The sequence below is a fragment of the Nitrospirota bacterium genome, from assembly GCA_035873375.1.
Lineage (GTDB): Bacteria > Nitrospirota > Thermodesulfovibrionia > Thermodesulfovibrionales > JdFR-85 > BMS3Bbin07.
The window spans coordinates 1-25,617 of sequence record JAYWMQ010000055.1 but is presented as its reverse complement, the minus strand read 5'-3'; the positions used below and the strand labels follow the sequence as shown (position 1 = coordinate 25,617).

Sequence of the window (25,617 nt, the reverse complement as noted above, 5' to 3'; positions counted from 1 at the left end):
TAGTTGATGAACGAGAAGATATTCAGGGAATACGATATAAGGGGGGTTGCCGGGAGGGACCTTACGGTAAAGTTTGCCTTTTCTCTCGGCAGGGCATTTGGTTCATATCTCAGGAGGCTAAATCCGGAGGCTAAATGTGTAACCATAGGCAGAGATGCAAGAATTAGCTCAGAGGAACTTGCCGGTGGCATGATTGAAGGAGTGGTCAGCTCCGGTATTGATGTTATTGATGTCGGTCTCTGTCCCACACCCCTTCAGTATTTCTCTATATTTCATCTTGATGTTGATGGCGGCGTTATGGTAACAGGCAGTCATAACCCCCCGCAGTATAACGGCTTTAAGCTGAGTGTCGGCAAAGAGACTATCTTCGGGGATTCCATTCAGAGGCTGAAGGATATCTTGCTGAAGAAAGAATGGTCTAAGTGTCAACACAAGGGCAGTATAAAAGAATACGATATTATTTCCGCGTATAAAGAGTTCATTATCAGCAGGTTTTCTTATCTGTCAGATAAAAAATACAGGCGTTTGAAGGTAGTTGTAGATGCCGGCAATGGTACAGCAGGTCTGGTAGTACCGGAGCTGCTGGATGCGGCCGGGTGTGAGGTTAAGCCTCTCTACTGCGAGCCGGACGGGAGATTTCCAAACCATCATCCGGACCCGACGATCATAGAGTATATTGAAGACCTGATAAGGACAACCAGAACCTGGGGGGCTGATTTAGGCGTTGGATATGATGGGGACGCAGACAGGATCGGGGTTGTCGATGCAGCGGGCGATATAATCTGGGGGGACCAGATTATGATAGTGCTGTCAAGGGATATACTGAAGAGGATTCCCGGAGCCGTTATTGTCGGTGATGTGAAGTGTTCCCAGGTGATGTTTGATGACATAGAGCGGCACGGTGGCAGGCCCATAATGTGGAAAACAGGGCACTCCCTTGTGAAAGACAAGATGAAAAAGGAGGGCGCCGTTCTGGCTGGAGAATTCAGCGGCCATATATTCATTTCAGATGGTTATTTAGGCTATGATGATGCTGTATATACAACTATGAGGATTGTAGAGATAATGAAAACACGGGGATTGGGTATGAATGAACTGCTCTCTGATATCCCGCGGATGCACTATACCCCGGAGATAAGAATAGATTGTCCTGAGGAGAGAAAAAAATCAGTGGTGCAGAGAGTGGTGAAACGGTTTCAGGAACAGATGGCATCCGGCAATGGGGCGGTTCCAATAAAGGAGCTCAATAACATAGACGGTGTAAGAGTGGTCTTTGAGCGCGGTTGGGGGCTTGTAAGGGCAAGCAATACGCAGCCGGTTGTGGTCATGAGAGTGGAAGCAGAGGATGAGGAGAGTCTGAAGAGCTACAAGGCCCTGCTGGATAAGGAACTCAAAGATTCAATGGAGGTAATGTGAAGGCAGTAATCCTTGCAGGCGGCTCCGGCACAAGGCTGTGGCCCCTGTCCCGTAAGGAGTATCCAAAGCAGTTTCTGAAGATAAACGGCTCTCTTTCACTTCTTCAGCAGACCGTAAAGAGGCTTGCACCCCTTGTGTCCGGAGAGGATTTCGTGGTGGTGACCAATGAAAAACACAAGTTTCATGTGCTTTCCGACCTTAATTCAATAGAGGGAAGTCCCGGCAATAACCTTATTCTTGAGCCTGTTGGCAGGAATACCGCTCCGGCTATAGGTCTTTCAGCCATCTACTGTATGGAAAAACTCGGATGCGGGATGGATGAGGTAATGGTAGTCCTCCCCTCGGACCATATTATAAGGCCTGAAGATGACTTTAGGGCCTGTCTGAATATGGCTGCTGAGGTTGCGGAGACAGGCCTTCTGGTGACCCTTGGAATAAAACCCACAAGGCCTGAGACCGGATACGGATATATTAAAGCCGGCAAGCCGGTCAGCCTGGAAACCGGACAACCCTCAACCCTGCCGGAAAACAGCTGTTTCTCAGTGGGAGAATTCACTGAAAAACCAGACAGGGAGACTGCCGGGCGCTATTTCTCTGAGGGCAAACACTTCTGGAATGCAGGGATATTTGTCTTTACCATTGGTACTATCCTTGATGAGTTAAGACAATGGAGCCCTGATATTTACCAGAGGCTCGGTGAGGGGTTTGACGCTGCCCTTTTACACTTTAAGGAGATGCCGGATATATCCATTGATTATGCCGTTATGGAGAAGTCGGGAAAAGTGGCTGTAATGCCCGTTGATCTTTACTGGAACGATGTCGGTTGTTTTGAGTCCATGTACGAGGCATTTGAGAGGGACAAGGACGGGAATATAAAGATAGGAGACGTTCTTTCCATTGATACACGGGATTCTTTTGTAATAGGCAACAGAAGGCTTATCGCAACTATAGGCCTTGAGGGTGTTGTGGTTATAGAGACTGACGATGCCATGCTTATCACAACAAAGGATCAGACCCAGAAAGTGAAGGAAGTGGTTGAGAGCCTCAGGGCGCTGGGCAGGCGGGAGGTTATGGAGCATACCAGTGTATACAGGCCCTGGGGCAGTTATACAGTGCTTGAAGAAGGACGGAGGTACAAGATTAAGAGGATAGAGGTCAATCCCGGCGCAAGGCTGAGCCTGCAGATGCATTATCACAGGTCCGAGCACTGGGTGGTGGTGAGGGGCACTGCAAAGGTGACAATCGGTGAGGGGGAAAGGTTTATTCATGAAAACGAGTCAGCCTATGTGCCGAAATCCACCCTCCACAGACTTGAAAATCCCGGTAAGGTGCCGATAGAGATAATAGAGGTCCAGAATGGCGAGTACGTTGAAGAGGACGATATTGTGAGATTTGATGATCTGTACGGAAGGGACGAGAGGGAATAAAGAGCTGAATGTTGTTGCAGTAATGGCTTACTGTTTGAATTTAAAGAAGGAGGGATTTGAACTCATGGAAGCAGCGGAATTAAAAAGAAAGGACCTGCCACATGCAGGCCGCAAGGCCCTTATCACAGGTATTACAGGTCAGGATGGTTCATACCTGACGGAATTTCTCCTGTCAAAGGGCTATGAGGTTCATGGTCTTATCCGCAGGGCAAGCACATTTAATACAGGAAGGATCGATCACATTTATGTAGACCCCCATATTTCGGGTGCGAGGCTCTTTCTCCACTACGGAGACCTTGCAGACTCCGGTCAACTGACACATCTTATTTATAATATCAGGCCTGACGAGGTCTATCACCTTGGCGCTCAAAGCCATGTGCGTGTAAGTTTTGACATGCCCGAATTTTCAGGAGATATAACAGGTTTGGGCACAACAAGGCTTCTTGAGGCAATCAGGAGGAGCGGGATAAAGACAAAATTCTATCAGGCGTCCTCTTCAGAGATGTTTGGCGCATCTACACCGCCACAGAACGAGAAAACACCTTTTTATCCAAGAAGCCCTTATGCTGCTGCAAAAGTCTATGCCTACTGGATGACTGTTAACTATAGAGAAGGCTATAACATGTTTGCATGTAACGGCATACTATTTAATCATGAATCGCCCCGCAGGGGTGAGACCTTTGTAACAAGAAAAATTACGAGGGCAGTTGCAGGTATAATAGCCGGAAAACAGAATAAACTCTATCTTGGAAACCTCGAAGCCAGAAGGGACTGGGGCTTTGCACCTGAATATGTGGTATGCCAGTGGCTGATGCTCCAGCAGGACAAACCTGCCGACTATGTGATTGGTACGGGCGAGAGTCATTCAGTAAGAGATTTTGTGGAGCTTGCCTTCAGATATGCGGGTATAGAGATAGGGTGGGAGGGTGAAGGAGTTGATGAAAAAGGTGTTGTTTGTTCCCTCTCCCCTGATCTCCAAAATCTGACCTCTGTCAACATCGGAGATGTTCTTCTTGAGATTGACCCAAAATACTTCCGTCCCACAGAGGTAGAATACCTGCTTGCCGATGTATCAAAGGCAAGGGAAGCGCTTGGCTGGGAACCCAGGGTAACATTTAAAGAACTTGTGAAGATAATGGTGGAATCTGATATGGAATTGGCAGGCGTGGACCTCTCCTTTGACGGGAAAAAGGTTCTGAAAGAGAAAGGCATAAACTGGACAAAAAATATACAGACGGTAGGTTAAGGATGCTTAAATCCTCCAGAATTTATGTTGCCGGTCATCGCGGCCTTGTCGGCTCTGCTATCGTGCGGAGGCTTCAATCCGAAGGATACACGGACATAATCACCCGCACTCACTCTGAACTTGATCTTGCCAGACAGGCTGAAGTCGAGGAGTTTTTTAAAAAAGAACGGCCCGAGTATGTATTTCTTGCAGCAGCAAAGGTCGGTGGTATCATAGCAAATAATACATACCCGGCTGAATTTATTTATACCAACCTTATGATCCAGACCTGTATGCTGCATGCTGCATACCTGAGCGGTGTTAAAAAACTTGTCTTTCTCGGGAGCTCCTGTATATACCCAAAATTTGCTCCCCAGCCAATGAAAGAAGAATATCTCTTGACAGGTGTGCTTGAGCCCACAAACGAGCCCTATGCAGTTGCAAAGATTGCCGGCATAAAGATGTGCCAGGCATATAACAGGCAGTATGGAACCAATTTTATATCAGTGATGCCCACAAACCTCTACGGCCCTAATGACAACTTTGACCTTGAGACCTCTCATGTCCTTCCTGCGATGATAAGAAAATTCCACGAAGCCAAATCCATTGAACCCACCCCTCCAGCCTCTAACCTCCAACCAGTCGTTCTCTGGGGCACAGGCTCACCCCGCCGTGAATTCCTGCATGTCGATGACCTTGCAGATGCCTGCCTCTTTATTATGGAAAACTATGACATAAAGCCAGGCATTGACCCTGCTCTGATCAACATTGGCACAGGTAAAGACATAACGATAAAAGAGCTTGCAGAGATAATAAAGGAGACCGTGGGGTTCAAGGGCGGTATAACCTGGGATACAACCAGACCTGATGGCACCCCACGGAAGCTTCTTGATGTGACCAAACTGAAATCACTCGGCTGGAACCCCCAAATAACCCTGAAGCAGGGGATCAAGCAGACCTATGATTGGTATCGTACTCACGTAACTGGCCAGCCAGCCAGTTAGCCAGCCTGTTCCCTTGTCAGCCTGCCAGCCTGATAGCCTGCCAGCTTGTTAGCCTGTTCCCTTGACACCATAAGGAGACAAGTTTTATAATTTATGTGTCTAAACACAAAGGGTTCAAGACGTACCCTTCCTGACCACAACCAATTTGAGTAACTCCAGCAAGATCAAGTATTGCAGGTCAGGCTTCTCGATCATGCCTATAAACAACGGTTCCAGCTCTGAAAGGAGCCACACAATCCACCACTTTCAGTCCTACCCATGGCGTAGGAACGGCGGTAGCCTGTCCTTTTTACCAGCTTGCAAGCCTGCCAGCCTGTTAGCTTGTCAGCCAAACATATATGCTATAATTTGATTATAAAGATAATACGGGGGTAAGTATGGGATTTGCAGTTAAGAAGTCAAAGCCACATCTATATATTAGCAGAAAAAAAATGTATGTGGAGGAGACCCTGTAATTGAAGGGACAAGGGTTAGTGTTAGTCTTATTGTTGAAATGGACAGAGCGGGACATTCAGTGGATGAGATAGTAGCCATGTATCCTCACATTACGCATGCTCAGGTTTATGATGCCCTTTCTTACTATTATGACCATAAAGAAGAGATTGACAGAATAATCGAAGAGAACAGGGAAGAGTACTGGTTTAAGAAGACAGAAGGCGAGACTTGGAGAAAATAAAGCTCTATATAGATGAAGATCTCTCGGACCGCATAGCAGTTGCTTTAAGGAGTAAAGGGTACAATGCAAAAGGTATATCACACAGTGGAATGGTTGTAACAGATTATCTTCTTTTAAAGGAATTAATCAGGAGGATAACAAGTTTTCTTAATGTAAGACAAAGGGATGAGATAAAGAACAACCTTGATTGGTTGCAGAACTATAAATGATTTCAATAAAGACTTCTCTAAGGAAACGAGAAATAGGTCCGTGTTAGCCAGTTAGCTTACCAGCCGTGATAGCCTTAATAGCCTGCTCGCTTGCAAGCTTGCCAGCCTGTTAAAAAACACATGAACTACAAGGAATTAATCGTATGGCAAACCTCTGATAAGCTTGCTATTGAAGTGTATAAAGTAACAAAGAAGTTTCCAAAAGACGAAATCTACGGCATTACTTCTCAGTTAAGAAGGGCAGCCCTTTCAATCCCAACCAATATTGTAGAGGGATATGCCAGAAAGGGTGATAAAGAGCTTGCAAGATTTGTGAGCATTGCAATCGGTTCAATGGCAGAAACAGAATATCTGCTTGATTTTTCAAGGAGACTTGGATACGTTTCGGAAAAAGAATACGAAGGGATTGAGGCCATACGTAGTGAAGTGGGGAAATTACTCTGGAAGTTTTACAAAAAGTTGGCACTTTAGCCTGTTAGCCTGTTAGCTTGATAGCCTGTTAGCCTGTTAGCCTGTTAGCCTGTTAGCTTGATAGCTTGATAGCTTGATAGCTTGATAGCTTGATAGCCTGATAGCTTGATAGCTTGTTAGCCTGATAGCTTGATAGCTTGATAGCTTGATAGCTTGATAGCCTGTTAGCTTGATAGCTTGATAGCTTGATAGCTTGATAGCCTGTTAGCCTGTTAGCTTGATAGCCTGTTAGCCTGTTAGCCTGTTAGCCTGTTAGCCTGTTAGCCTGTTAGCCTGTTAGCCTGTTAGCTTGATAAACATGAATCAAACATGAATCAAACATGGATTAAATTCCTCCCGGCCTTTATTCGCACAAGGTTAGACAAGCGGCTCAACCTGCAAAAAGTTATTACTAACGCCGGTTGGCTCTTTGCCGACAGGATTTTGCGTATGGGTGTGGGACTGTTTGTTGGCGTGTGGGTAGCCCGTTACCTTGGTCCTGAGCAGTATGGAATTCTGAATTACGCAATAGCCTTTGTGGGACTATTTTCAGTCCTGTCTACATTAGGGCTGGACAATATAGTGGTTAGGGAGCTTGTCAAACACCCGGAACGTCAGAACGAAATCCTGGGGAGTGCTTTCCTTCTTAAGCTGACTGGTGGGGTTTTTGCACTTGCCGTTGTGGTTAGTGTCTCTGCCATGCTGAAGCCCGAGGATACTCTTACACGTTTGGTGATTGCCATTCTTGGACTTGGCTTGGTCGTGCAGTCGTTTAACACAATTGACCTGTGGTTCAGATCCCGTGTTGCTTCCAAATATACCGTCCTTTCTCAAAATTCCTCTTTTATCCTTACCTCTGTTGCCAAGGTTGTCCTTATACTTAAGCGTGCATCGCTCCTTGCCTTTGTTATCATTAATTTAGCTCAAACCATTCTGTCAGTGATTGGACTGCTTTTTTTCTTCAAAAAGAAGGGGAAGAGCTTAACCCAATGGCGGCCGGCATATTCAGTGGCACTAAGCCTTGTTAAGGAGTCATGGCCGCTCATCTTTGCCGGATTGGCCATTGCAGTTTATTTGAAAATAGATCAGATTATGCTGGGAGAGATGATTGGCAAAAAAGCAGTGGGAACCTATGCTGCAGCAGTTCGCCTGTCTGAAATCTGGTATTTTATACCCATGGCTATTGCATCGTCGGTCTTTCCTTCAATTGTAAAAAGCAAACAACTTGATGAGCAAATCTATAAAAAGCGCATGCAGAAGTTTTATGATTTAAACGCTACCCTTGCATACGGGCTCTCTATTCCGTTTTTTTTTTAGCTCCCGCTATTATACGTATACTTTACGGTGATGCTTATGCAGGAGCGGAAACTATATTTGCCATTCATATCTGGGCTTGTTTGTTTGTTTTCCTCGGAGTTGCAAGGACTCAGTATCTGATAAATGAAGGATTGATCAGGTTTTCGTTTTTTACTACCTCACTTGGAGCAATTATTAATTTAATTCTGAACTTTATTTTAATACCTCAGTATGAAGGTGTAGGTGCAGCAATTGCTACGGTAGTTTCCTATGCTGTTTCAGGCTATTTTTCATCATTCGTTTATCCACGACTTTTTGAAACTGCTCTTATGCAAAGCAAGGCTTTTATTGCACCAATAAGATATGTGGTTTTTTGGGGTAAAAACTACGTGGGATCATTCAAGCAATAAACCCCGGATAACACTAATTTCGTAAGTATTTTTGAATTCAGAAGTCAAGAGTTATTAAGATGAAGTGAGGGAAAATGTATTGTAAATCAACTATTCAGGATTATTCTATTTATTCAGCAAAATATAGAGTTTCATTAAGTGGACTAATTAAATTTGAATGTATTAGTTTTTATGGACGTTTATTTCTGAATAAAAAACCTCCTGTTTGTAACCGCAAGTATAAATTTTTACATCTTGGTTGTGGAAGTAAATTTTTCGATGGTTGGGTAAATGCTGATTTTTTTCAAGGTATTAAATTTTGGAAAAAATACCCTAAAAGACCTGACTGGATGTTAGATTTAAGATTTCCACTAAACTGCGATGATAATTACTGGGATGGAGTTTTCACTGAACACACTTTAGAACATTTATCTCCTCTGCAAGGACAGAATCTTTTAAAAGAAATACTGAGAACGTTAAAATCAGGATGCTGGGCAAGACTTTCCGTGCCGGATCTTAGAAAATATATTGATTATTATTGTGGGGAAAAAGCTCACGAAATATTTAAGAGATGGCCGACAGGTGCTGAAGCTATATGGTCTCTTACTCAAAACCATGGACATTTTTCTGTGTGGGATAGTGCGTTGCTTGGAAGGTTTTTAGATGAAGTCGGGTTTGTTAATGTTAAAGAAGTTAACTTTATAGAAGGTGCGGATAAAAGAATTATCAAGGATAGTGAGGATAGAAGCTGGGAATCATTGTATATGGAAGCACAAAAGCCATAAGAAGCTTTGGAGAGCCCCTCATTCTTTGCAGATAATATGAACCATTACTTATTTTAAGAAGGTACTGAATGTCTGACTGGCAGTTAAAAACTCCGCTTGCCTTTCTTGTTTTCAATCGCCCGGGAACAACGGAACGGGTCTTTGAAGAAATCAGGAAGGCTAAACCTTCCATGTTATTGGTTGTGGCTGACGGCCCACGGCCAGACCAACCTGACGAAGCAGGGCGGTGTGAGGCTGTCAGGGCCATCATTGACCGAGTGGACTGGGAATGTGAAGTTCTGAAAAATTACTCTGATCTGAATCTGGGCTGTAACCAACGTGTGTCATCTGGACTGGATTGGGTATTTGAGAATGTAGAGCAGGCCATTATTCTGGAAGACGATTGTTTGCCTCACACTACATTTTTCCGTTTTTGCGAGGAATTGCTGGAAAAATATCGGGATGATGAGCGCATCATGGCAATTTCCGGAGACAATTTTCAGTTTGGGCGTAAACGAACTGAATACAGCTACTATTTTTCGCGTTATAATCATTGCTGGGGATGGGCGTCTTGGAGCCGGGCTTGGAGACATTATGATATTACCATGAGTCGTTGGCCGGAAATACGGGAAGGCGATTGGCTTAAGGACATGCTTTGCAACCCTGAGGCTGTGAAATACTGGAAGAATATTTTTGAGATAACTTACAAAGGTAGAATAAATTCTTGGGCTTATCGTTGGACCTTTGCCTGCTGGATTCAAGGCGGGCTTAGTATTCTTCCCAAGGTTAACCTTGTTTCAAATATTGGTTTTGGGGAGGAGGCGACTCATACTATGAGCAAAAGCAGACTTGCCAATATGCCTGTTGAAGTAATGACATTCCCCTTACAACATCCTCCTTACATGATTCGTGATACCCTGGCGGATGAGTTTACTCAAAAGAACCATTTTGGTCCTCCTAACTTGATAGCCCGTGCTAAATCTAAAGCAAGGAAATTGTTCACCAATCTACAAGCAAAAGTAGTAACATAGAGAACTTATTAGAAGGAATCTGAGAGGTTAAGTGTCTCGGATTTTTTCAAAGGAGACATTTTAGTGCGAACATGGGATGAAGTTTTAGTAGTTGTACGGAGTTCTCCGGGGTGGAAAGATTTAGAGAAATACTTAGAACCTTATTTTGACAAATCTCCTCAATTGGAAGAAGTATGGTCTATAATGGACCAGGTTTGGGATGATCTGGGATTGAATAATAAAAATTATGATGAGGAAAGGTTTAGTGAATATTATACTCATCCCGTGTGGCTCTTAAACGGTTTATGGATAGAAGCGGATACTGTGTCAATGCAACATAGAAAGGGGATGGCTCAGTATGTGGAAGGAGATAGTCCTAAAGTCCTTGATTACGGTGGTGGTTTTGGTGCCCTCGCTAAACAGATAGCTCTTCATTGTCCTGAGGCGGATATAGAGATATATGAACCACATGCTTCAAACTTTGCCCACGATAATATAAGAGATTTTGACAATATCAAAATTGTGGATAAATTAAATAACAAGGAATACAATTATATATTTACCACGGATGTAATCGAGCATATAGATGACCCCGTATCACTCATAATTAACATTAACAGGCATCTTGCAACTGGTGGAATCATAGTGGCTGCCTGGAATTTTACCCCTTGTATCAAATGTCATCTCCCCGAAAATTTTCATTTTAGATATACTATGCATAGATGGATAATTCCTTCATTGGGCTTTTCATATATAGAAAAAGCTAAAGGGGGGCATGGACACATTTACGAAAAAGTAAAAGAAATTAATAGTCATCTGTTAAAAAGTGCTTATAGATTAGCTTTTGTTTCTAAAGCAGTTTATCCTGTCTTTAGAGTTTTATCTTTTGCTAAAGGATTAATCAAAAATACTACTGCGCAATTGCGGTTATTATTATGACAATACTACATCTTAACAAAACAGACATCCAGGGTGGAGCAGCCCGGGCAGCTTACAGGTTGCATTTGGGCCTTAAAAGTATCGGTGTTGATTCAAAGATGCTTGTGGATGATAAAGTAAGTAACGATCCAAGTGTTCATGGCCTTGTTGGGAAAATTAACAAAATATGGGGCAGGGCTCGACCTTTTATAAATGAAATCCCTCTCAAGTTTTATAATTGGGAAGGAACACCGTTTTATACGGGCTGTATAGGACGGAATATAGCGAAAGATGGATTGCTCAAGCAATCTGAGGTTATAAACCTCCACTGGGTAGCAGCAGGCTTCCTTTCTATAAGGAATATCTCAAGACTTGCTAAGTTAGGCAAACCGATAGTTTGGACCCTCCATGATATGTGGGCTTTTACCGGTGGATGTCATTATTCAGGAGAATGTGAAAGATATGTCAATTCTTGTGGTTCTTGTCCACAGTTGAATGCTGATAAGGATGGCGACATTACGAGAGGAATTTGGACAAGAAAAGAGAGGGCATATAAGAGGTTAAATTTGACAATTGTAACTCCAAGCAAGTGGCTTGCCGAATGTGCTAAAAGAAGCTCGTTATTATCAGACGTAAAAGTTGAAGTAATTCCGAATGGTTTAAATACAAATATATTCAAGTCTATAAATAAGTCGACAGCAAGAAGTATTCTTAACCTGCCTAAGAATAAAAAAATAATCCTTTTTGGGGCAATAAGTTCCACAAGCGATAAGAGAAAGGGGTTCTCTTTTTTACATAAAGCAATTAATCATTTAAGTGAAATTATAAGTAATCTGAAAGACTACTATCTTCTTGTGTTCGGAGCCAGCCATTCCAAAAATAACGAGACTTTTCCCTTTGGAATTAATTATGCTGGAAGATTTTCAGACGATGTTTCTCTTGCTCTTCTTTACAGTTCTGCTGATGTTTTTGTAGCGCCGAGCTTGGAAGATAATCTCCCAAATACAGTGATTGAGTCTTTAGCGTGTGGAACTCCGGTTGTTGCTTTTAATGTTGGTGGTATGCCTGACATGATAGACCATAAGAAAAATGGGTACCTTGCAAAATACAAAGATCTGGAAGACCTATCTCAAGGTATAAACTGGATTCTGGGTGATGAAAACCACCGGAAAAAACTTGCAGAAGCCGCTCACGATAAAGCTGAAAGAGAGTATCTTCTTGAAGTTCAGGCCAGAAGGTATGTAGAGCTATATGAAGAGTTGCTTTGATGTGTAAGGAATTTATAGACATATTAACAGGATAAGTAGAGTTAAAGTCTTGATTACATCTAACAAAAAGAAGATATCTGAATTTGTTTTTTTGGTATTAGCCGTATTTGTTTTTGGTTTAAATATCCCTAAAATATCTATGTTGATTATTTTTGCAGTTTTTTTTGTTAGCTCCATTACATGGAATGGGAGAGTCATAAATGACCTCCTTGTTCAAGTCTCCTTGTTGGGGATGTTCTCTATAATGTATTATTTGATAATTTATAAGTATGGGTTCATAGATTTAAAATCCGCAATAAAACTCCCTCTATTGATAATGGGCTCTTATGCTGCTGGTTATTCAATATCGCGAAAAAATACACCTGCTTGGCCTTATGGCTTGGTGTGGATTATATTGTCAATGGTAGCCGGGTTTGTTGTCTTTTCTTTTCTGTCCGTTTATTCAATCGTTTCCTCAGGTCATAATACTGAAATTTTATCTCGTTCTGCTCCCAGTTTTTGGACAGGCGGCGATTCCATCAATGGCACACTATTTGGACTTTTTGCATCATTGGGATTAAGCCTTGCCCCGGTTTTGTTTCTTGGAAGGGATCAGTCTCTGAGTAAACGTTATTCAATTTTAATTATCATTATTATATCTCTTCTGGTTGTAGCTGGGGTATATGTTAATACCGCATTGCAAAACAGATCACCTTTTATAGCACTGGTGCTGTCATTTATAGCTTCTGTCTTTCTTTACTTCTTTATAAAAAAGCAAAAGCTGAGGCATAAGATAAAAACAGTTTTTTTAATAAGCATTTTCCTGGGAATATTGTTTTATCTGTTTTTTTATGCTGGCCAAGATTACTCACAATATTCTATTACGACCAGATTTGAAGAACAAGGGCTTGAGACAGGTAGATACGAAGCTTGGATGTATATGCTTAAAGCACTTCCTGAAAATATGGGTGGAGGACGGTTAGTGTATATTGGTGGTCTCAACTATGTGCATAATTTATGGCTTGATATAGCTTATGATGCCGGGATTCTGCCGATGATTTTCCTGCTGATATTTCATGTTATGCATTTAAGAAGTTTTATCGCTGTGATTCGTGCAAAACTTCCACTATTGCTGATTCTTATTATTGTCTCCGTTACAGTATCTGTTTTTGTTGGTTTTATGGTGGAACCAGTAATGCGGGGATCTGTAATGTATTTTTCTGCAACCTGTTTTTTCCTCGGCTTGGTAAGGAGACTTTCAAATGATATCAAGTTAGTCCAGACCTATTACTGATGCTACAGTCCGGAAAGTCGTTTGTTAATCTAATGAATTTGTTGGCAGGTATCATTATAAAACTAATATAGCATCATATATCATAGATAAAGATCAGATGCCGATGAAGAGAAACGAAACTTCAGAAATTAAAACTTTTGTATCCAGACCTCATTTTGATGATAATATCCTTTTAACCCGTTCAATATAGTTTAGTGAGTACATAAAATCCATGAATGTCCTGAAAGTTTCCATCATTACACCTTCATATAATCAGGGGCAATTTATTGAAGAAACGATTCTGAGCGTCAAGAATCAGGATTATCCTAATATAGAGCATATTGTTATTGACGGCGGATCAACTGATGGAACCCTTGATATTTTGAAGAAATATGATAAAGATATTATTTGGCTTTCTGAGCCTGATAATGGACAAACCCATGCTATTAACAAGGGACTTAGAATGGCAACAGGAGAGATTATTGCCTGGGTTAATTCTGATGACTTGCTTTTACCTCATGCTGTTTCTGCTATTGAAAAAGCTTTCACAAGCAATATAGATGCTGGATTCATCTATGGAAATTATAAAATTATAGATACTGCAGGGAACCACCTGCTCAGTAGGAAAACTATAAAAGCGGGTGGCGGCATGAATGGGCAGCTTATCACTTATAAATCGCTTCTGCCTGTCCAAACAATCCCGGCCACCTCTATTTAAGGAATAATCTGATTATAGATATACCAAACAAGCATAACTTCAATTTTGCAGACCTTGCGATAGGAAATGATGTTTTAATTTTCCTCCTTACTGCTAAGAACTTCCCCAAATTTGCTTTTGTAAATGAACCGTTAGCTTATTTTAGATCTCATGAAGGATCGATTACAAAATCATCTAACGGTATTGATTTAGGTTTGTTTTATTTTATTGCAAAAGCTTTTTTTGTGGAAAACTACGTGTCGGATACGGAATTAAAAAAGAAATTTAATGCAGTGATTTTGCATAGTCTGAAGAAAAATTCTTTAGGGATTAACAGTCTCAATGATTTTTACTTTAGTAAATCGAATAGTTCTATCGATTATATATTTTTTATAAAGTTGAGGTTTAAAAGGATTCTGAATAAAATCCTTTTAAGGAAGTAAAATGAAAATATCTATTATTACGCCCTGTTACAATGCTGAAAAATATATCGATGAAACTATAGAAAGCGTCATATCTCAGAGAGGAAACTTTGAGATAGAGTATATAATTGTTGACGGTGGTTCTGATGATAAAACAATTTCAATAGTCGAAAAATATAAAAGATTAATTAACTTAGGTCAGTATTCAATAAGATGCAACGATGTTACCATTACTTCTATTTCAGAAGAAGATTCGGGTATGTATGATGCTCTTGTAAAAGGATTGAATATAGTTATAGGAGATGTCGTAGCGTATATAAATTCAGATGATTTTTATTTGCCCAATGCATTTTCCACTGTTGTTGAAATCTTTAAAACATATCCAGACGTTGAATGGTTGACCGGAATGCCTGTATGTTATACTGAAAAAGGTCAAATATGGGGTTGTTCTTTGCCGTTTAAATATAATCGCACTTTGATAAGAAAAGGCATTTATGGCTCAATCCTTCCATTCATTCAACAAGAATCAACTTTCTGGAGACCTAAATTGTTAAGTTTTTTAGATTTGAATCGTCTTAAGGGTTATAAGTTTGCAGGGGATTTTTATACATGGTATATGTTTTCTAAATATGTAGATTTATATATAGTCAAGAGTTGTTTGGGGGGGTTCAGAGGTCGTAAGCATCAACTTTCAAGTCAGAAAAATAAATATTTCAGTGAGTTTTACAGCATCGCTGAGAAGAGAACCTTTTTAGACATAATGAGGGCTTACTTATATATTGTGCCTCACTACTTTTTCCCAAACAAGATAAAAAGATTATTTAATAAAAAGATTATACACTATTACGATGGTCAATGGATGAAATCATAAGAAGAATTACCATGGTCATCGAAGTTTGACATAGGAAGGATTTAATGGCTCATAAGAGAAAAACTTTAATTTTTCTCCATATCCCAAAAGCTGCTGTGTATGGGCAGGAGCCATTGACTTAATTAGTCAACCACCTTATTTCATTGTTCCTGCAGGACGTCCATTTTTAGCACCTTTCTTATTTAAGCAAGTTATTGAATGGAATGTAGGAGCTCATAATGCGGTGCTCGAAAGTTTTCGACAACTTGGGCTTGTGATTGGAGCCCTCCCTGTTTTAATAATGGTATATGCCATCATTGCTGTATCTAGAATATTACACGTATGTCATAAAAGCGATCTGAGGGCATATGCTGCTGGGTTTCTTAGTGTAGCGATTGTATATGGGATAACAGGTCATGCCCTTGTTTTTGATAAAGTAGGCTTTTTGTTCTGGGCTGTTGGGGGAATTCTGACTGGTTTGGCAGACAAAGAATCTCATAAATAAGATTGTGTGATTAGATATTCAATAAACACATGTTTTTTTTGGGTTCTCCTATAGCCTAAGAAACCATTCCCTAACACATTCCCTAATATAAGAAAACGATTTCTTCCAATTCTCTTATATCCTATGCTCGTTTGTGAAAGGAGCGAGGTAGTTTATGACTCGAAGGAACTACTATCCTAAGATATCGATTGTTACAGCGGTTTTGAACGGTGCTGCAACGTTACAACGCTGTATTGATAGTGTTGTCGATCAAACATATCTGTATAAAGAGTTGATCATCATGGATGGTGGTTCCACAGATGGTTCAGTGGATATACTCAAGGCTAACAACAGGACCATCACCTGTTGGGAGTCAAAGCCTGATCTCGGCATTTATCATGCTTGGAATAAGGCGCTTGACAAGGTTAACGGTGAATGGGTTTTCTTTATAGGTGCAGATGATTATTTTTGGAGCAATGATGTTTTAATGAAAATCGTTCCGATGTTGACTGCCGCTCAAAATAAAAGTCGCATAGTCTATGGGAGGATAGCTTTAACTTCACCAACCGGTGATATTTTAGAAATACATGGTAAGCCATGGAATGATTTGAAAAAACGCTTTTTTCAAGGAAAATGTCTTCCCCATCAGGGAGTCTTCCATCATTGCAGTTTATTTGAAAACTATGGCGGATTTGATACGTCTTTAAAAATCGCAGGAGATTACGAGTTTCTTTTTAGAGAGTTGAAAAAAGCTGATGCCCATTATGTGGATGTTCTTGTTGCAGGGCAACAAATTGGAGGGGTAGCTAATGATCCATTTTTTGAGTTACAAACCTTGCGGGAATATATTGTTATCTTGAGAAAGCATTTAGGGAAGGTCCCGGTTCAATTCTATTGGACATATTTGAAAGCACACACAAAGAAGGTAATAAGGTGTTTAATTGGCAAAAAGTTAACCAAGCTTTTAGTTGACTTTTATCGGTTTATTACAAACAGGCCCAAGATTTGGACACGTTAAAAGCGTTGGGAAATTTCATGAAAATAGCCATTATCAATTTAACCGGCGGTGGAATGAGTGGAGGGTATATAAAATATTTAAGTAATGTCATCCCCCGAATGGCTGTACACCCCAATGTAGAGGCTATTCTTTGTGCTTCTCCTAAATCTCTGAATGTTCATGACTGGTTTAAACCACTTTCCAATGTAGAATCTGTAAATTGTAAGCCATTCAGGTTTATGCGTCAAGGTTCAGATCAAGAGTTGAAACAACACTTAGAAGAATTTTCCCCTGATGTGATATATTCACCAACAGAGCGTTCTTTTCAATTTAATAAGGTTCCCATTGTCAAAATGGTTCAAAATATGGAGCCACGGTGGAATTAGTTAGAAACGGATATAACGGGTTTACTTTCACGGCAAATGACGGCAAGTTATTATCACTATTATTGCGATATATTTCGGAAGGTCAATGTGCGGCCAAAATGGGGGAAAGAAGTTTGCAAATGTCGTATCAGATTGATACCAAACTATGGGCGAAACGGTTATTGGTAGATATTCCTTTTTTAACACGAGGACATTCGCCATGTGCCCCACGATGGGATTGAGCACCAAAGCATTCAATCTGATTTAACATTCTTCCGTTCAAGGTAAAGGGGGGGCAATGATGTTGATTCGCTTTTGAATATTTTTAATCAGCAGGTTTTGTGAATGGTGGCGGAGTCTGTGTGGAGGGGGGTAAAACCGGAGATGTCTATTTGATTCTGACGAACTTCTCCTCTCTCTCTGAATAGTTGCCGGATTAATAAGAAGAATTCCCAGGTGGTTGCTATTATCATTCTAACAGGATGGGGAATGAGCAGGGATATCGGAAATATTTAAGGGTATCCGAGAAGTTGGAGTGTAATAAATGAATATTGCTATTAATACCCTTTCAATTACACCTCAAAGAGGTGGTGGGAAAACATATCTTACTAATATTATTAAGAATTTAGCTGAAATAGATAAGGATAATGTCTATTATCTCTTTGTCTCGTATGATAATGAATCCCTATTTAATATTAAAGAGAAAAACTTTAAGAAGATACGTTTCCCACTTTATTCAGACAATAAGATTTTAAAAATTCTGATAGAGCAGTTTTTGTTGTTTTTTTATATTAAAAGACATAAGGTCGATGTTTTATTTTCACCGGGGAATTTCGCCACCATTTATTCAAGTTGCAGGCAGGTTTTGGTTATACAAGGCCCTTTGATAATCAGAGAGATTAGAAAAAAACATGCACCCAATGAGATTTCATGGATACGTAGGCTTTATTATGATGTAATGTTGCCTGTTTCCGTTGGAAAAGCAGATAAGATAATAGCCGTGTCTAATGATATGAAAAGAAGTCTTTTAAAGCAGATTAATATCCCCGAGCTAAAAATTCGAGTGATTCATGAAGGTGTTGACTTGGCATTTGTTAATAGTAGAGAGAATCCTGAGTATAAATCAAGCCTTCAGAAGCCTTATATCCTTTTTTTGAGTACGCTATTTAAGTATAAGAATGCTGATAAACTTTTGAAAGCATTTGCTATGTTGAAACACGATAGGAGGATTCCGCATTCACTTATGATTGTTGGAAGAGATCCTGATGATGAGACGGAAAAATTAAAAAAGATTGTCGAACAGGAAAAATTAACGGATAGTGTGGTTTTTGCGGGTGCGGTCCCTCATGAAGAAATTGCCTTGGTTTATGAAAACGCAGATATGTTTGTTTACCCATCCAGCGTAGAAACTTTTGGTTTGCCGGTTCTGGAGGCAATGGCTTGTGGCACTCCTGTTGTAGCTTCAAATAGAATGTCTGTTCCGGAAATTGGCGGTGATGCAGCTTTGATAGTGGATCCGGATAATGTCAGTGAGATGTCTGAGGCAATTTACAGAATTATCATTGACGAAAAATTGAAGAAAACTCTTATAAAAAAAGGCTACAAAAGAGTCAGGCAGTTTACATGGGAAAAGACTGCGCAGGAAACGCTTGAAGTTTTCAGGGAAGTTCACAGTTCTGTCTGCTGATCTATATGTCCTGCTTTGTGGCATAAGAAGCCTTAACATTGTCGCTCAGAACACATGCGGTTGCGTTATATGGGACATAGCTTGACACTGACATCTATCTCTGAAAACAAATTGCATAACGGGAATAACAATGAGCGTTCTTATATCTCAATTCAACAAAGCATACTACCTCTGGAGACGCAACAGCTGGATGCTCGATCCGAAGAGCTATGGCCATGGTTATAAGAGTGCTGTAATAAAAAGTCCCATATTTCTGTTGGGTAATCAGGGAGATGGATTGACATTGCTTTCAAGAATCCTGCGGCGCAATCCCAGTGTCGTATCAGTGACCGGTAACTCGGCGTACTGGGCGGGGGCCGATGAGATGGCCAATGTGTATGAACCGGTTTTGGGGCAGGAGCTATCAGGTATCAGGATTAAAGCCCCCAGGCATGAAAAACTTACACCACCAAGGAGCTGGTCTTATGCGTGCAATGAACTGATTGGTGAATATCGCAATACGGATAAAGATGCCAGTGACGATATTGCCTGCAGGTTAAGACATGCGATTGGTATGGCAATATCACGGTATGGAAAAAATATGGAAAAGCCGAGGTTTGTTGATAAAAGTCAGGTCTATACCGTAAAGATGTCTTTCATCAATAGATTGCTGAAAGACTGCAACCCTTATTTTGTTTTGGTTACCCGCAATCCTTACGCCTCAATTTACCGTGCAGCAACAGGGAAGGCCGGTGATATGAAGAGGTATGCGGAATATATGAGCCTTGATGAGAGGATGAGAATCTGTATGGAACACTGGCTGAATTCCGCAAGGTGCGTGGAAGAAGACAGAAGAAAAGTTTCAAATTTTATGTCGGTAAGTTTTGAGGAACTGTTAAAATCTCCTGAAACTGTAGTTAAACGGATATGTGATTTCTCCGGACTCGAATACTCCGATGACATGATACCACAGCCCCATCACAAACTGCCCTTTGGAATGAAATACAGGGAGCGGTGGTATCCCCTGCGGGTGGATGTCAATGAGCAGTATTTAAGAGCTATCCCTGATGAGTATATTGATATGATTTATAGACATTGCGGGGAACGTGCTGAACTGTATGGATACAGCAAACCGGAAAAAAGTTTAATGATTAAGGATACCTGAGGAGTAAAATGAAAGTTATTGCACAGAATTACAGTAACGGCAATCTTGAGATGCTTGAAGTCCCGATGATTACATCTAAAAGCGGTCTGTTGGTAGAGACAGCGGCTTCTCTTGTCTCGGTAGGCACGGAGAAGGCGATGATTGATGTGGCTAAAAAGAGCCTGCTTGGCAAGGCACTGGCAAGGCCGGACTGGGTTAAACAGGTAATAGACAAGGTTAAGACAGAGGGCCTGATGGAGGCGTGGAGGCAGTCCAGGGCGCGGCTTGATATGCCGGTGCCTCTTGGATATTCCTGTGCGGGGATAGTAAGGGAAGTGAATAATACAGAAGACGATTTCCGTGTCGGTGACAGGGTGGCATGCAGTGGAAGCGGTTATGCATCACATGCCGAGTGGAATGTGGTGCCCCCGAACCTTTGCGTGAAGATTCCTGATAATGTTCCGTTTGAGGATGCCTCATATGTTGCTCTCGGTGGTATAGCAATGGAGGCGGTCAGGCTTTCAGCGCCGGAGTTTGGACACAGGATAGGAGTTATAGGTCTTGGATTATTAGGCCAGCTGGCAGTGCAGATACTAAGAACCGCGGGTTGTCATGTAGTCGGGATTGATATATCAGCACAGAAATGCGAGCTTGCTTTAAAAAACGGAGCAGAGGCTGTAGCTGTAACCGGAAGAGACGATCCTGTTGCAATTGCCAATGATTTTTCAGGTCATGCCGGACTTGATGCTGTTATTATTCTGGCTTCCGTTGATTCTGACGAGCCGTTGATTCATGCCGCTGAGATGTGCAGGGAGCGTGGCAAAATTATTGCCGGGGGGCTTATCGGCCTGAATATTCCAAGACAATCATTTTTTGAAAAGGAATTGCACTTTGCTGTTTCCAAGGCCTGGGGCCCGGGGATGTTTGACCCTGATTATGAAGAACGGGGGTTCAAGTATCCGATAGCATATGCCAGGTGGACGGCACAAAGGAATATGGACGAATTTCTGAGGATGCTTTCTCTTGGCCGTATAAGCCTGTCTGATATCACAACCCACAGGTTTTCATTTGAGAAGGCGCTCGATGCGTACAGGCTTATATTGTCCGGGAAAGAGCCTGCAATTGGTGTGGTTCTTCATTATCCTGAACGTGACAACGGATCTGGGGCTGCAGATGAGCAGGTGACAAAAATCCTGCAGGCTGAGGGTAGTAAACTGAAACCAAAGATTTCCAGGGTTTCTGCAGGCCTGATCGGTGCCGGATTGTTTGCCCGGGGGACGCTCTTGCCTGCTATGAAGAAAGTTTCCGGGATAACCCTGACGGGTGTGGCTTCCTCCAGGGGGTTGAGTGGCAAGAACCTGTTGGATTCCTATAAGTTCCATTATGCCACAACTGATTACAGGGACATCCTGAAGGACGCTGATATTGATATTGTCTTTATACTTACGAGGCACAATTCTCACAGCAAGTTTATTTGTGAAGCGCTCAGGGCAGGGAAGGCTGTATTTGTTGAAAAGCCGTTATGTATTAACAGGAACGAATTAAAGGAGATTACCGATACGTATCTGTCACTCACCACTCGCGATTCCACCCCTTTTCTCATGGTCGGGTTTAACAGGAGGTTTGCGCCAACGACAAGGCAGTGCATTGAATTTATAGGACAGGCCAAAAAGTCGAGTGTGGTTCAGATAAGGTGTAATGCCGGTTATATTCCTGCCGAATCATGGGTACATAAGAAAGACGAGGGCGGTGGCCGGATTATCGGTGAGGTCTGCCATTTCGTGGACCTGGCTCAGGCTATTACCGGAGGTTTGCCTGAAAGGGTTTTTGCCTCCTGTACAGAGTCGCCGCAGGGATTAAGGGACAATCTGACGATATCCATGAAGATGGACAACGGTGCGGCGGTTGCCATAACTTATGCATCCAATGGTGACAAATCATTCCAGAGGGAAGAGGTTCAGGTGTTTGCCGGTGGGGCTATATGTGTAATAAATAATTTCAAGTCGGTTAGTTTTATCTCTTCAGGGAAGCAGAAGGTGAAAAAATCCCTTGAGGTCGACAGGGGATATGTGGATGAGATCAGGGCTGTTTATGATGCCCTTAAAAACGGTGCTCCTTCCCCGATAGGGTTTAAATCCCTTGTTGCAACCACATTAGCCACGTTTGCCATTGAGGAGTCCATAACAACAGGTGAAGCAGTGGAGGTGGAAAAGGGGTTGTTTTGAGGTGATTGACGGGATGTAATTCTCGCAAAGGCGCAAAGGCCGCCAAGAAAGCGGTATTACCCGTATAGTAAATAATCTGTAAACTTTGCGAACTTGGCGCCTTGGCGAGAAAAAGGTAGTGTAATTGATGGAGAATGGCTCTCGCAGAGGCGCAAAGAACGCTAAGAAAAATGAATGAAAATGAAATAGCTAAGATTATTGTCAACAACAGTTTTAAAATCCATAAAAGCTTAGGACCAGGGCTATTAGAATCTGTTTATGAAGAAGTATTGTTTTATGAGTTGCTGAAAAATAATCTAAAGTGCGAACGGCAGGTTGCAATACCTGTGATATATGAAAGTGTCAGAATGGATATTGGGTTTAGAGCAGACCTGATTGTAGAGGACAAGGTTATAATCGAATTAAAATCTGTTGAAAATATTATGCCTGTTCATAAAAAACAACTTTTAACATACTTGAAACTAACGGGATTAAAACTCGGGTTATTGGTCAATTTCAATGTTGAATTAATAAAAAGCGGTATTACCCGTATAGTAAATAATCTGTAAACTTTGCGAACTTTGCGCCTTAGCGAGAAAAAGGTAGTGTAAAGAAACCTCTTCCAAGTTTTTTTGCGAACTTTGCGCCTTAGCGAGAAAAAATGTTTGTATTATGAAAATCCTGCTCCTTTCCAGATATTTCCCTCCCGAGATAGGCACAGCGGCAAATCTTTTTTATGAATTATCAAAGGGATTGGTTGATAAGGGACACAGTGTAAATGTTGTCACAAGCTTTCCCTGGTATAACCTGAAGTCAGTTCCCGATAAATACCGGGGGAGGCTCTTTATGAAGGAGGACATGGGCGGAGTCAATGTTACACGAATAGCTTTTCCGGTATTCGGTCCACAAAAAATAAAACTCGCTGTTGGACACCTGACCGCTCCCCTGACCTCTTTTTTGGGAGGACTCCTTTCGGAGAAGCCGGATGTCGTCTTCATCTACTCTCCACCGCTCTTCATGGGGGTCTCAGGATGGCTGCTGAACCTCTTCAGGGGGGTTCCGTTTATCATGGGGGTTCAGGACCTGCACCCGCAGTGTTATATAGACCAGGGGGTGCTGAAGAACAGGCTGCTGATATTTCTTCTTGAGACTCTTGAGAAGTTTTGTTATAGGAGGTCGTCACTGATTACAGTCCACTCAGGGGGTAACAGGAGCCACATTGTTGACATAAAGGGGATTGATGAAGGAAAAGTCAGGATTCTTCCCAACTGGATAGACACAGGTGAGATGAGACCACTGCCAAGGGATAACGAGTTTTCCGGAAGATACGACCTTAACGGGAAATTTATTGTTGGCTATGCAGGGACTTTGGGGATGTCTCAGGGGCTCCTGAGTGTAATTGAGGCTGCAAGGATTTTAAGGGACAGGGATGAGATCGAGTTTTTTATTGTCGGTGACGGCATAGAGAAAGAGAACCTGAAAAGCAGGGTAGAAGAATATGGTTTGAAAAATGTAAGGTTTCTTGAGATGCAGACGAAGTCAGTCTATCCATATGTAGTCGCCTCTTCGGATGTGGGGTTAGTGACTTTAAACAATAAGGTTAAAACACCGGTAGTTCCGTCAAAGATATTGAGCCTCATGGCAGCAGCCAGACCGGTACTTGCAAGCATGCCCCTTGATGGTGATGCCCCGAAGTTGATCAGTGCAGCTAAGTGTGGTATATGCATCGGTCCTGAGGACCCCGAGTTGCTGGCTGAAAAGATTCTTCTTCTTTCAGGTAATCCTGACATTTGTGCAGATTATTCAAGGCAGGGACGAGAATTTGTTGTCCGTGAGATGTCTCTCCAGAAGGCGGTTGCAGAATTAGAACAATGTATTAAAAGTGCGCTAAGGAAAGGACAATCATGAAAAAGATACTTGCCGTATTTGGTACCCGGCCGGAAGCAATAAAGCTGGCTCCTGTAATCCTGCAATTGCAGAAAACCCCGGATGTTCAGGTCAGGGTTTGTGTTACGGCCCAGCATCGCCAGATGCTCGACCAGGTCTTGGACCTCTTTGATATTGTGCCTGACATTGATCTTGACCTGATGAAACCGGATCAGTCCCTGGCAGAATTGACTGGCAGGGTTGTCAGCCGGCTTGACAGTGTTTTTAAAAAAGAAAGACCGGACGTAGTGCTGATTCAGGGTGATACTACAACGGTCATGGCTGCTGCAATGGCAGCCTTTTACAACAGGATCCCTGTGGGGCATGTTGAGGCAGGACTGCGTTCGAATAATTTATATTCTCCCTTTCCGGAAGAGATGAACCGGAGGATCACATCTGTATTGACACGCTTCCATTTCGCTCCAACAAAAAATGCCAAAGATGCCCTGCTCAGAGAACACGTTCCTGAAGAGAGTATTTTTGTGACGGGTAACACGGTGATAGATGCCCTGAATATGATATTACGGAAGTCGATGCCGCAAGTTGTCAGCGATATATTGAGCAAGGCTGAAATCAATGAAAATGGCAACAACCGGAAAATGATTCTTGTTACTGCGCACAGACGGGAGAATTTTGGAAAAAATTTTGAGAGTATATGCAATGGTCTGAAAAAACTGGTTGAGCGTAACCAGGATATTGTTATTGTGTATCCTGTGCATTTGAACCCCAATGTTCAGGAACCGGTAACCAGGATTCTGCAGGGGGTGGAGAGGGTGTTGCTCATAGAACCGGTCGAGTATGATGCCATGGCACATTTAATGAACTCTTCTTCAATCATACTGACTGACTCAGGCGGCATTCAGGAGGAAGCCCCCACACTGGGGAAGCCGGCTCTGGTTATGCGGGTTGAAACCGAACGGCCCGAAGGTGTTGAGGCGGGGACTGCAAAGCTGGTGGGACCTTATGCTGACAGGATTGTGGAAGAAACCGAGCGTTTACTGCGGGACAAGGCTGCCTATGAAGAGATGGCTGTTGCCGTCAGTCCGTACGGAGACGGAAAGGCTGCAGAAAAAATTGTGCGGATACTCCTTTCAGCAAGGTAGCATTATAATCAAATATTATAGTATTATAGTAAAGCAATAAATATAATACACTGTGGTCTCTGCCGCAGTTCCATGTTTCTGTCATGCTGGCTCCTGTTCTCCGTAGTACTACGAAGGATGGATGTCCGGAATCTTTTATGTGATCCCGAACAAGTCGAAGGATTCCCGACAAGCGGGAATGACACCGAAAAAATAGACATACAATTTCAAGCCACTGTGACCTTGACCGTTTTCAGACGCCCTGCGGTCTCTGCCACAGGGTAGTTCACATATAACCCGGATTAAAAAGGAGAATCTGGTGTTGGAATGAAGGTTGTTGATGCTCGACAGATGAGGGATATCGACAGGCAGACCATTGAGGACTATGGTGTTGCGTCACCTGTTTTGATGGAGAGGGCAGGGCTGGCTGTTGTAAACAGGATCAAGCAGTTCTTTGACAGGTCAATGAGGGTTCT

25 protein-coding genes are annotated in these 25,617 nt (G+C 42.1%); all 25 read left to right on the top strand.

Translation table 11 applies throughout. The features are described 5' to 3' along the window. Nucleotides 1-6 precede the first annotated feature (6 nt). The 25 genes from VST71_11700 (at nt 7) to wecB (ending at nt 25,162) form a co-directional block, all read left to right on the top strand. Nucleotides 7-1,416: a phosphomannomutase/phosphoglucomutase gene (locus VST71_11700; protein MEC4686384.1), complete on the top strand. Its 1,410-nt coding sequence runs from the start codon at nt 7-9 to the stop codon at nt 1,414-1,416. After that, nucleotides 1,413-2,843: a mannose-1-phosphate guanylyltransferase/mannose-6-phosphate isomerase gene (locus tag VST71_11695; GenBank protein ID MEC4686383.1), complete on the top strand. Its 1,431-nt coding sequence runs from the start codon at nt 1,413-1,415 to the stop codon at nt 2,841-2,843. The genes VST71_11700 and VST71_11695 overlap by 4 nt, the downstream gene beginning before the upstream one ends. 64 nt (nt 2,844-2,907) lie before the next feature. Further along, nucleotides 2,908-4,089, top strand: a complete 1,182-nt coding sequence (gene gmd / locus VST71_11690; protein MEC4686382.1) for a GDP-mannose 4,6-dehydratase — start codon at nt 2,908-2,910, stop codon at nt 4,087-4,089. A 2-nt stretch (nt 4,090-4,091) separates the two neighbouring features. Continuing rightward, nucleotides 4,092-5,072, top strand: a complete 981-nt coding sequence (locus tag VST71_11685) for a GDP-L-fucose synthase (GenBank protein MEC4686381.1) — start codon at nt 4,092-4,094, stop codon at nt 5,070-5,072. Between the two features lie 454 nt (nt 5,073-5,526). Then, on the top strand, nt 5,527-5,748 hold the full coding sequence (locus VST71_11680; protein MEC4686380.1) for a DUF433 domain-containing protein: 222 nt from the start codon (nt 5,527-5,529) through the stop codon (nt 5,746-5,748). Then, complete coding sequence (locus tag VST71_11675; protein MEC4686379.1) at nt 5,736-5,957, top strand: hypothetical protein; 222 nt, start codon at nt 5,736-5,738, stop codon at nt 5,955-5,957. Before VST71_11680 ends, VST71_11675 begins: the two co-directional genes overlap by 13 nt. Before the next feature lie 120 nt (nt 5,958-6,077). Continuing rightward, the gene (locus VST71_11670; GenBank protein MEC4686378.1) at nt 6,078-6,428 is read left to right on the top strand and encodes a four helix bundle protein; all 351 of its coding nucleotides are present in this window, start codon (nt 6,078-6,080) and stop codon (nt 6,426-6,428) included. 309 nt (nt 6,429-6,737) lie between these two features. Beyond that, nucleotides 6,738-7,724, top strand: a complete 987-nt coding sequence (locus VST71_11665; protein MEC4686377.1) for a flippase — start codon at nt 6,738-6,740, stop codon at nt 7,722-7,724. A gap of 80 nt (nt 7,725-7,804) precedes the next feature. Further along, nucleotides 7,805-8,113, top strand: coding sequence for a polysaccharide biosynthesis C-terminal domain-containing protein (locus VST71_11660; GenBank protein ID MEC4686376.1), 309 nt, complete (start codon nt 7,805-7,807; stop codon nt 8,111-8,113). Between the two features lie 74 nt (nt 8,114-8,187). Then, entirely contained in the window at nt 8,188-8,877 is a 690-nt protein-coding gene (locus tag VST71_11655; protein ID MEC4686375.1) for a hypothetical protein, read from the top strand. Between the two features lie 68 nt (nt 8,878-8,945). Continuing rightward, on the top strand, nt 8,946-9,887 hold the full coding sequence (locus tag VST71_11650; GenBank protein ID MEC4686374.1) for a glycosyltransferase family 2 protein: 942 nt from the start codon (nt 8,946-8,948) through the stop codon (nt 9,885-9,887). 63 nt (nt 9,888-9,950) lie between these two features. Then, the gene (locus VST71_11645) at nt 9,951-10,805 is read left to right on the top strand and encodes a methyltransferase domain-containing protein (protein MEC4686373.1); all 855 of its coding nucleotides are present in this window, start codon (nt 9,951-9,953) and stop codon (nt 10,803-10,805) included. After that, nucleotides 10,802-12,052, top strand: coding sequence for a glycosyltransferase family 4 protein (locus VST71_11640; protein ID MEC4686372.1), 1,251 nt, complete (start codon nt 10,802-10,804; stop codon nt 12,050-12,052). Before VST71_11645 ends, VST71_11640 begins: the two co-directional genes overlap by 4 nt. A gap of 244 nt (nt 12,053-12,296) precedes the next feature. Beyond that, nucleotides 12,297-13,325: an O-antigen ligase family protein gene (locus VST71_11635; GenBank protein ID MEC4686371.1), complete on the top strand. Its 1,029-nt coding sequence runs from the start codon at nt 12,297-12,299 to the stop codon at nt 13,323-13,325. 211 nt (nt 13,326-13,536) lie between these two features. Then, nucleotides 13,537-14,022: a glycosyltransferase family 2 protein gene (locus VST71_11630; GenBank protein MEC4686370.1), complete on the top strand. Its 486-nt coding sequence runs from the start codon at nt 13,537-13,539 to the stop codon at nt 14,020-14,022. Between the two features lie 423 nt (nt 14,023-14,445). Next, nucleotides 14,446-15,294, top strand: coding sequence for a glycosyltransferase (locus VST71_11625; protein MEC4686369.1), 849 nt, complete (start codon nt 14,446-14,448; stop codon nt 15,292-15,294). 223 nt (nt 15,295-15,517) lie between these two features. After that, a complete protein-coding gene (locus tag VST71_11620; protein ID MEC4686368.1) occupies nt 15,518-15,778 on the top strand; it encodes a hypothetical protein in 261 nt (86 codons plus the stop codon). A 154-nt stretch (nt 15,779-15,932) separates the two neighbouring features. Continuing rightward, entirely contained in the window at nt 15,933-16,775 is an 843-nt protein-coding gene (locus tag VST71_11615; protein MEC4686367.1) for a glycosyltransferase family 2 protein, read from the top strand. Between the two features lie 17 nt (nt 16,776-16,792). Further along, complete coding sequence (locus tag VST71_11610) at nt 16,793-17,140, top strand: hypothetical protein (protein ID MEC4686366.1); 348 nt, start codon at nt 16,793-16,795, stop codon at nt 17,138-17,140. A gap of 523 nt (nt 17,141-17,663) precedes the next feature. Next, nucleotides 17,664-18,806 carry a glycosyltransferase family 1 protein gene (locus VST71_11605; protein MEC4686365.1) on the top strand — a complete coding sequence of 381 codons (1,143 nt, stop codon included), beginning with the start codon at nt 17,664-17,666 and terminating at the stop codon, nt 18,804-18,806. Between the two features lie 190 nt (nt 18,807-18,996). Beyond that, nucleotides 18,997-19,950, top strand: a complete 954-nt coding sequence (locus VST71_11600) for a sulfotransferase (protein ID MEC4686364.1) — start codon at nt 18,997-18,999, stop codon at nt 19,948-19,950. Between the two features lie 8 nt (nt 19,951-19,958). Then, a complete protein-coding gene (locus VST71_11595; GenBank protein ID MEC4686363.1) occupies nt 19,959-22,154 on the top strand; it encodes a bi-domain-containing oxidoreductase in 2,196 nt (731 codons plus the stop codon). 170 nt (nt 22,155-22,324) lie between these two features. Continuing rightward, nucleotides 22,325-22,702, top strand: a complete 378-nt coding sequence (locus tag VST71_11590; GenBank protein ID MEC4686362.1) for a GxxExxY protein — start codon at nt 22,325-22,327, stop codon at nt 22,700-22,702. Nucleotides 22,703-22,805: 103 nt separating this feature from the next. Beyond that, nucleotides 22,806-24,041 (top strand): glycosyltransferase family 4 protein, encoded by a 1,236-nt coding sequence (locus VST71_11585; protein MEC4686361.1) that lies wholly within the window; start codon nt 22,806-22,808, stop codon nt 24,039-24,041. Continuing rightward, nucleotides 24,038-25,162, top strand: a complete 1,125-nt coding sequence (wecB, locus tag VST71_11580; GenBank protein MEC4686360.1) for a UDP-N-acetylglucosamine 2-epimerase (non-hydrolyzing) — start codon at nt 24,038-24,040, stop codon at nt 25,160-25,162. Before VST71_11585 ends, wecB begins: the two co-directional genes overlap by 4 nt. Nucleotides 25,163-25,617: the final 455 nt, after the last annotated feature.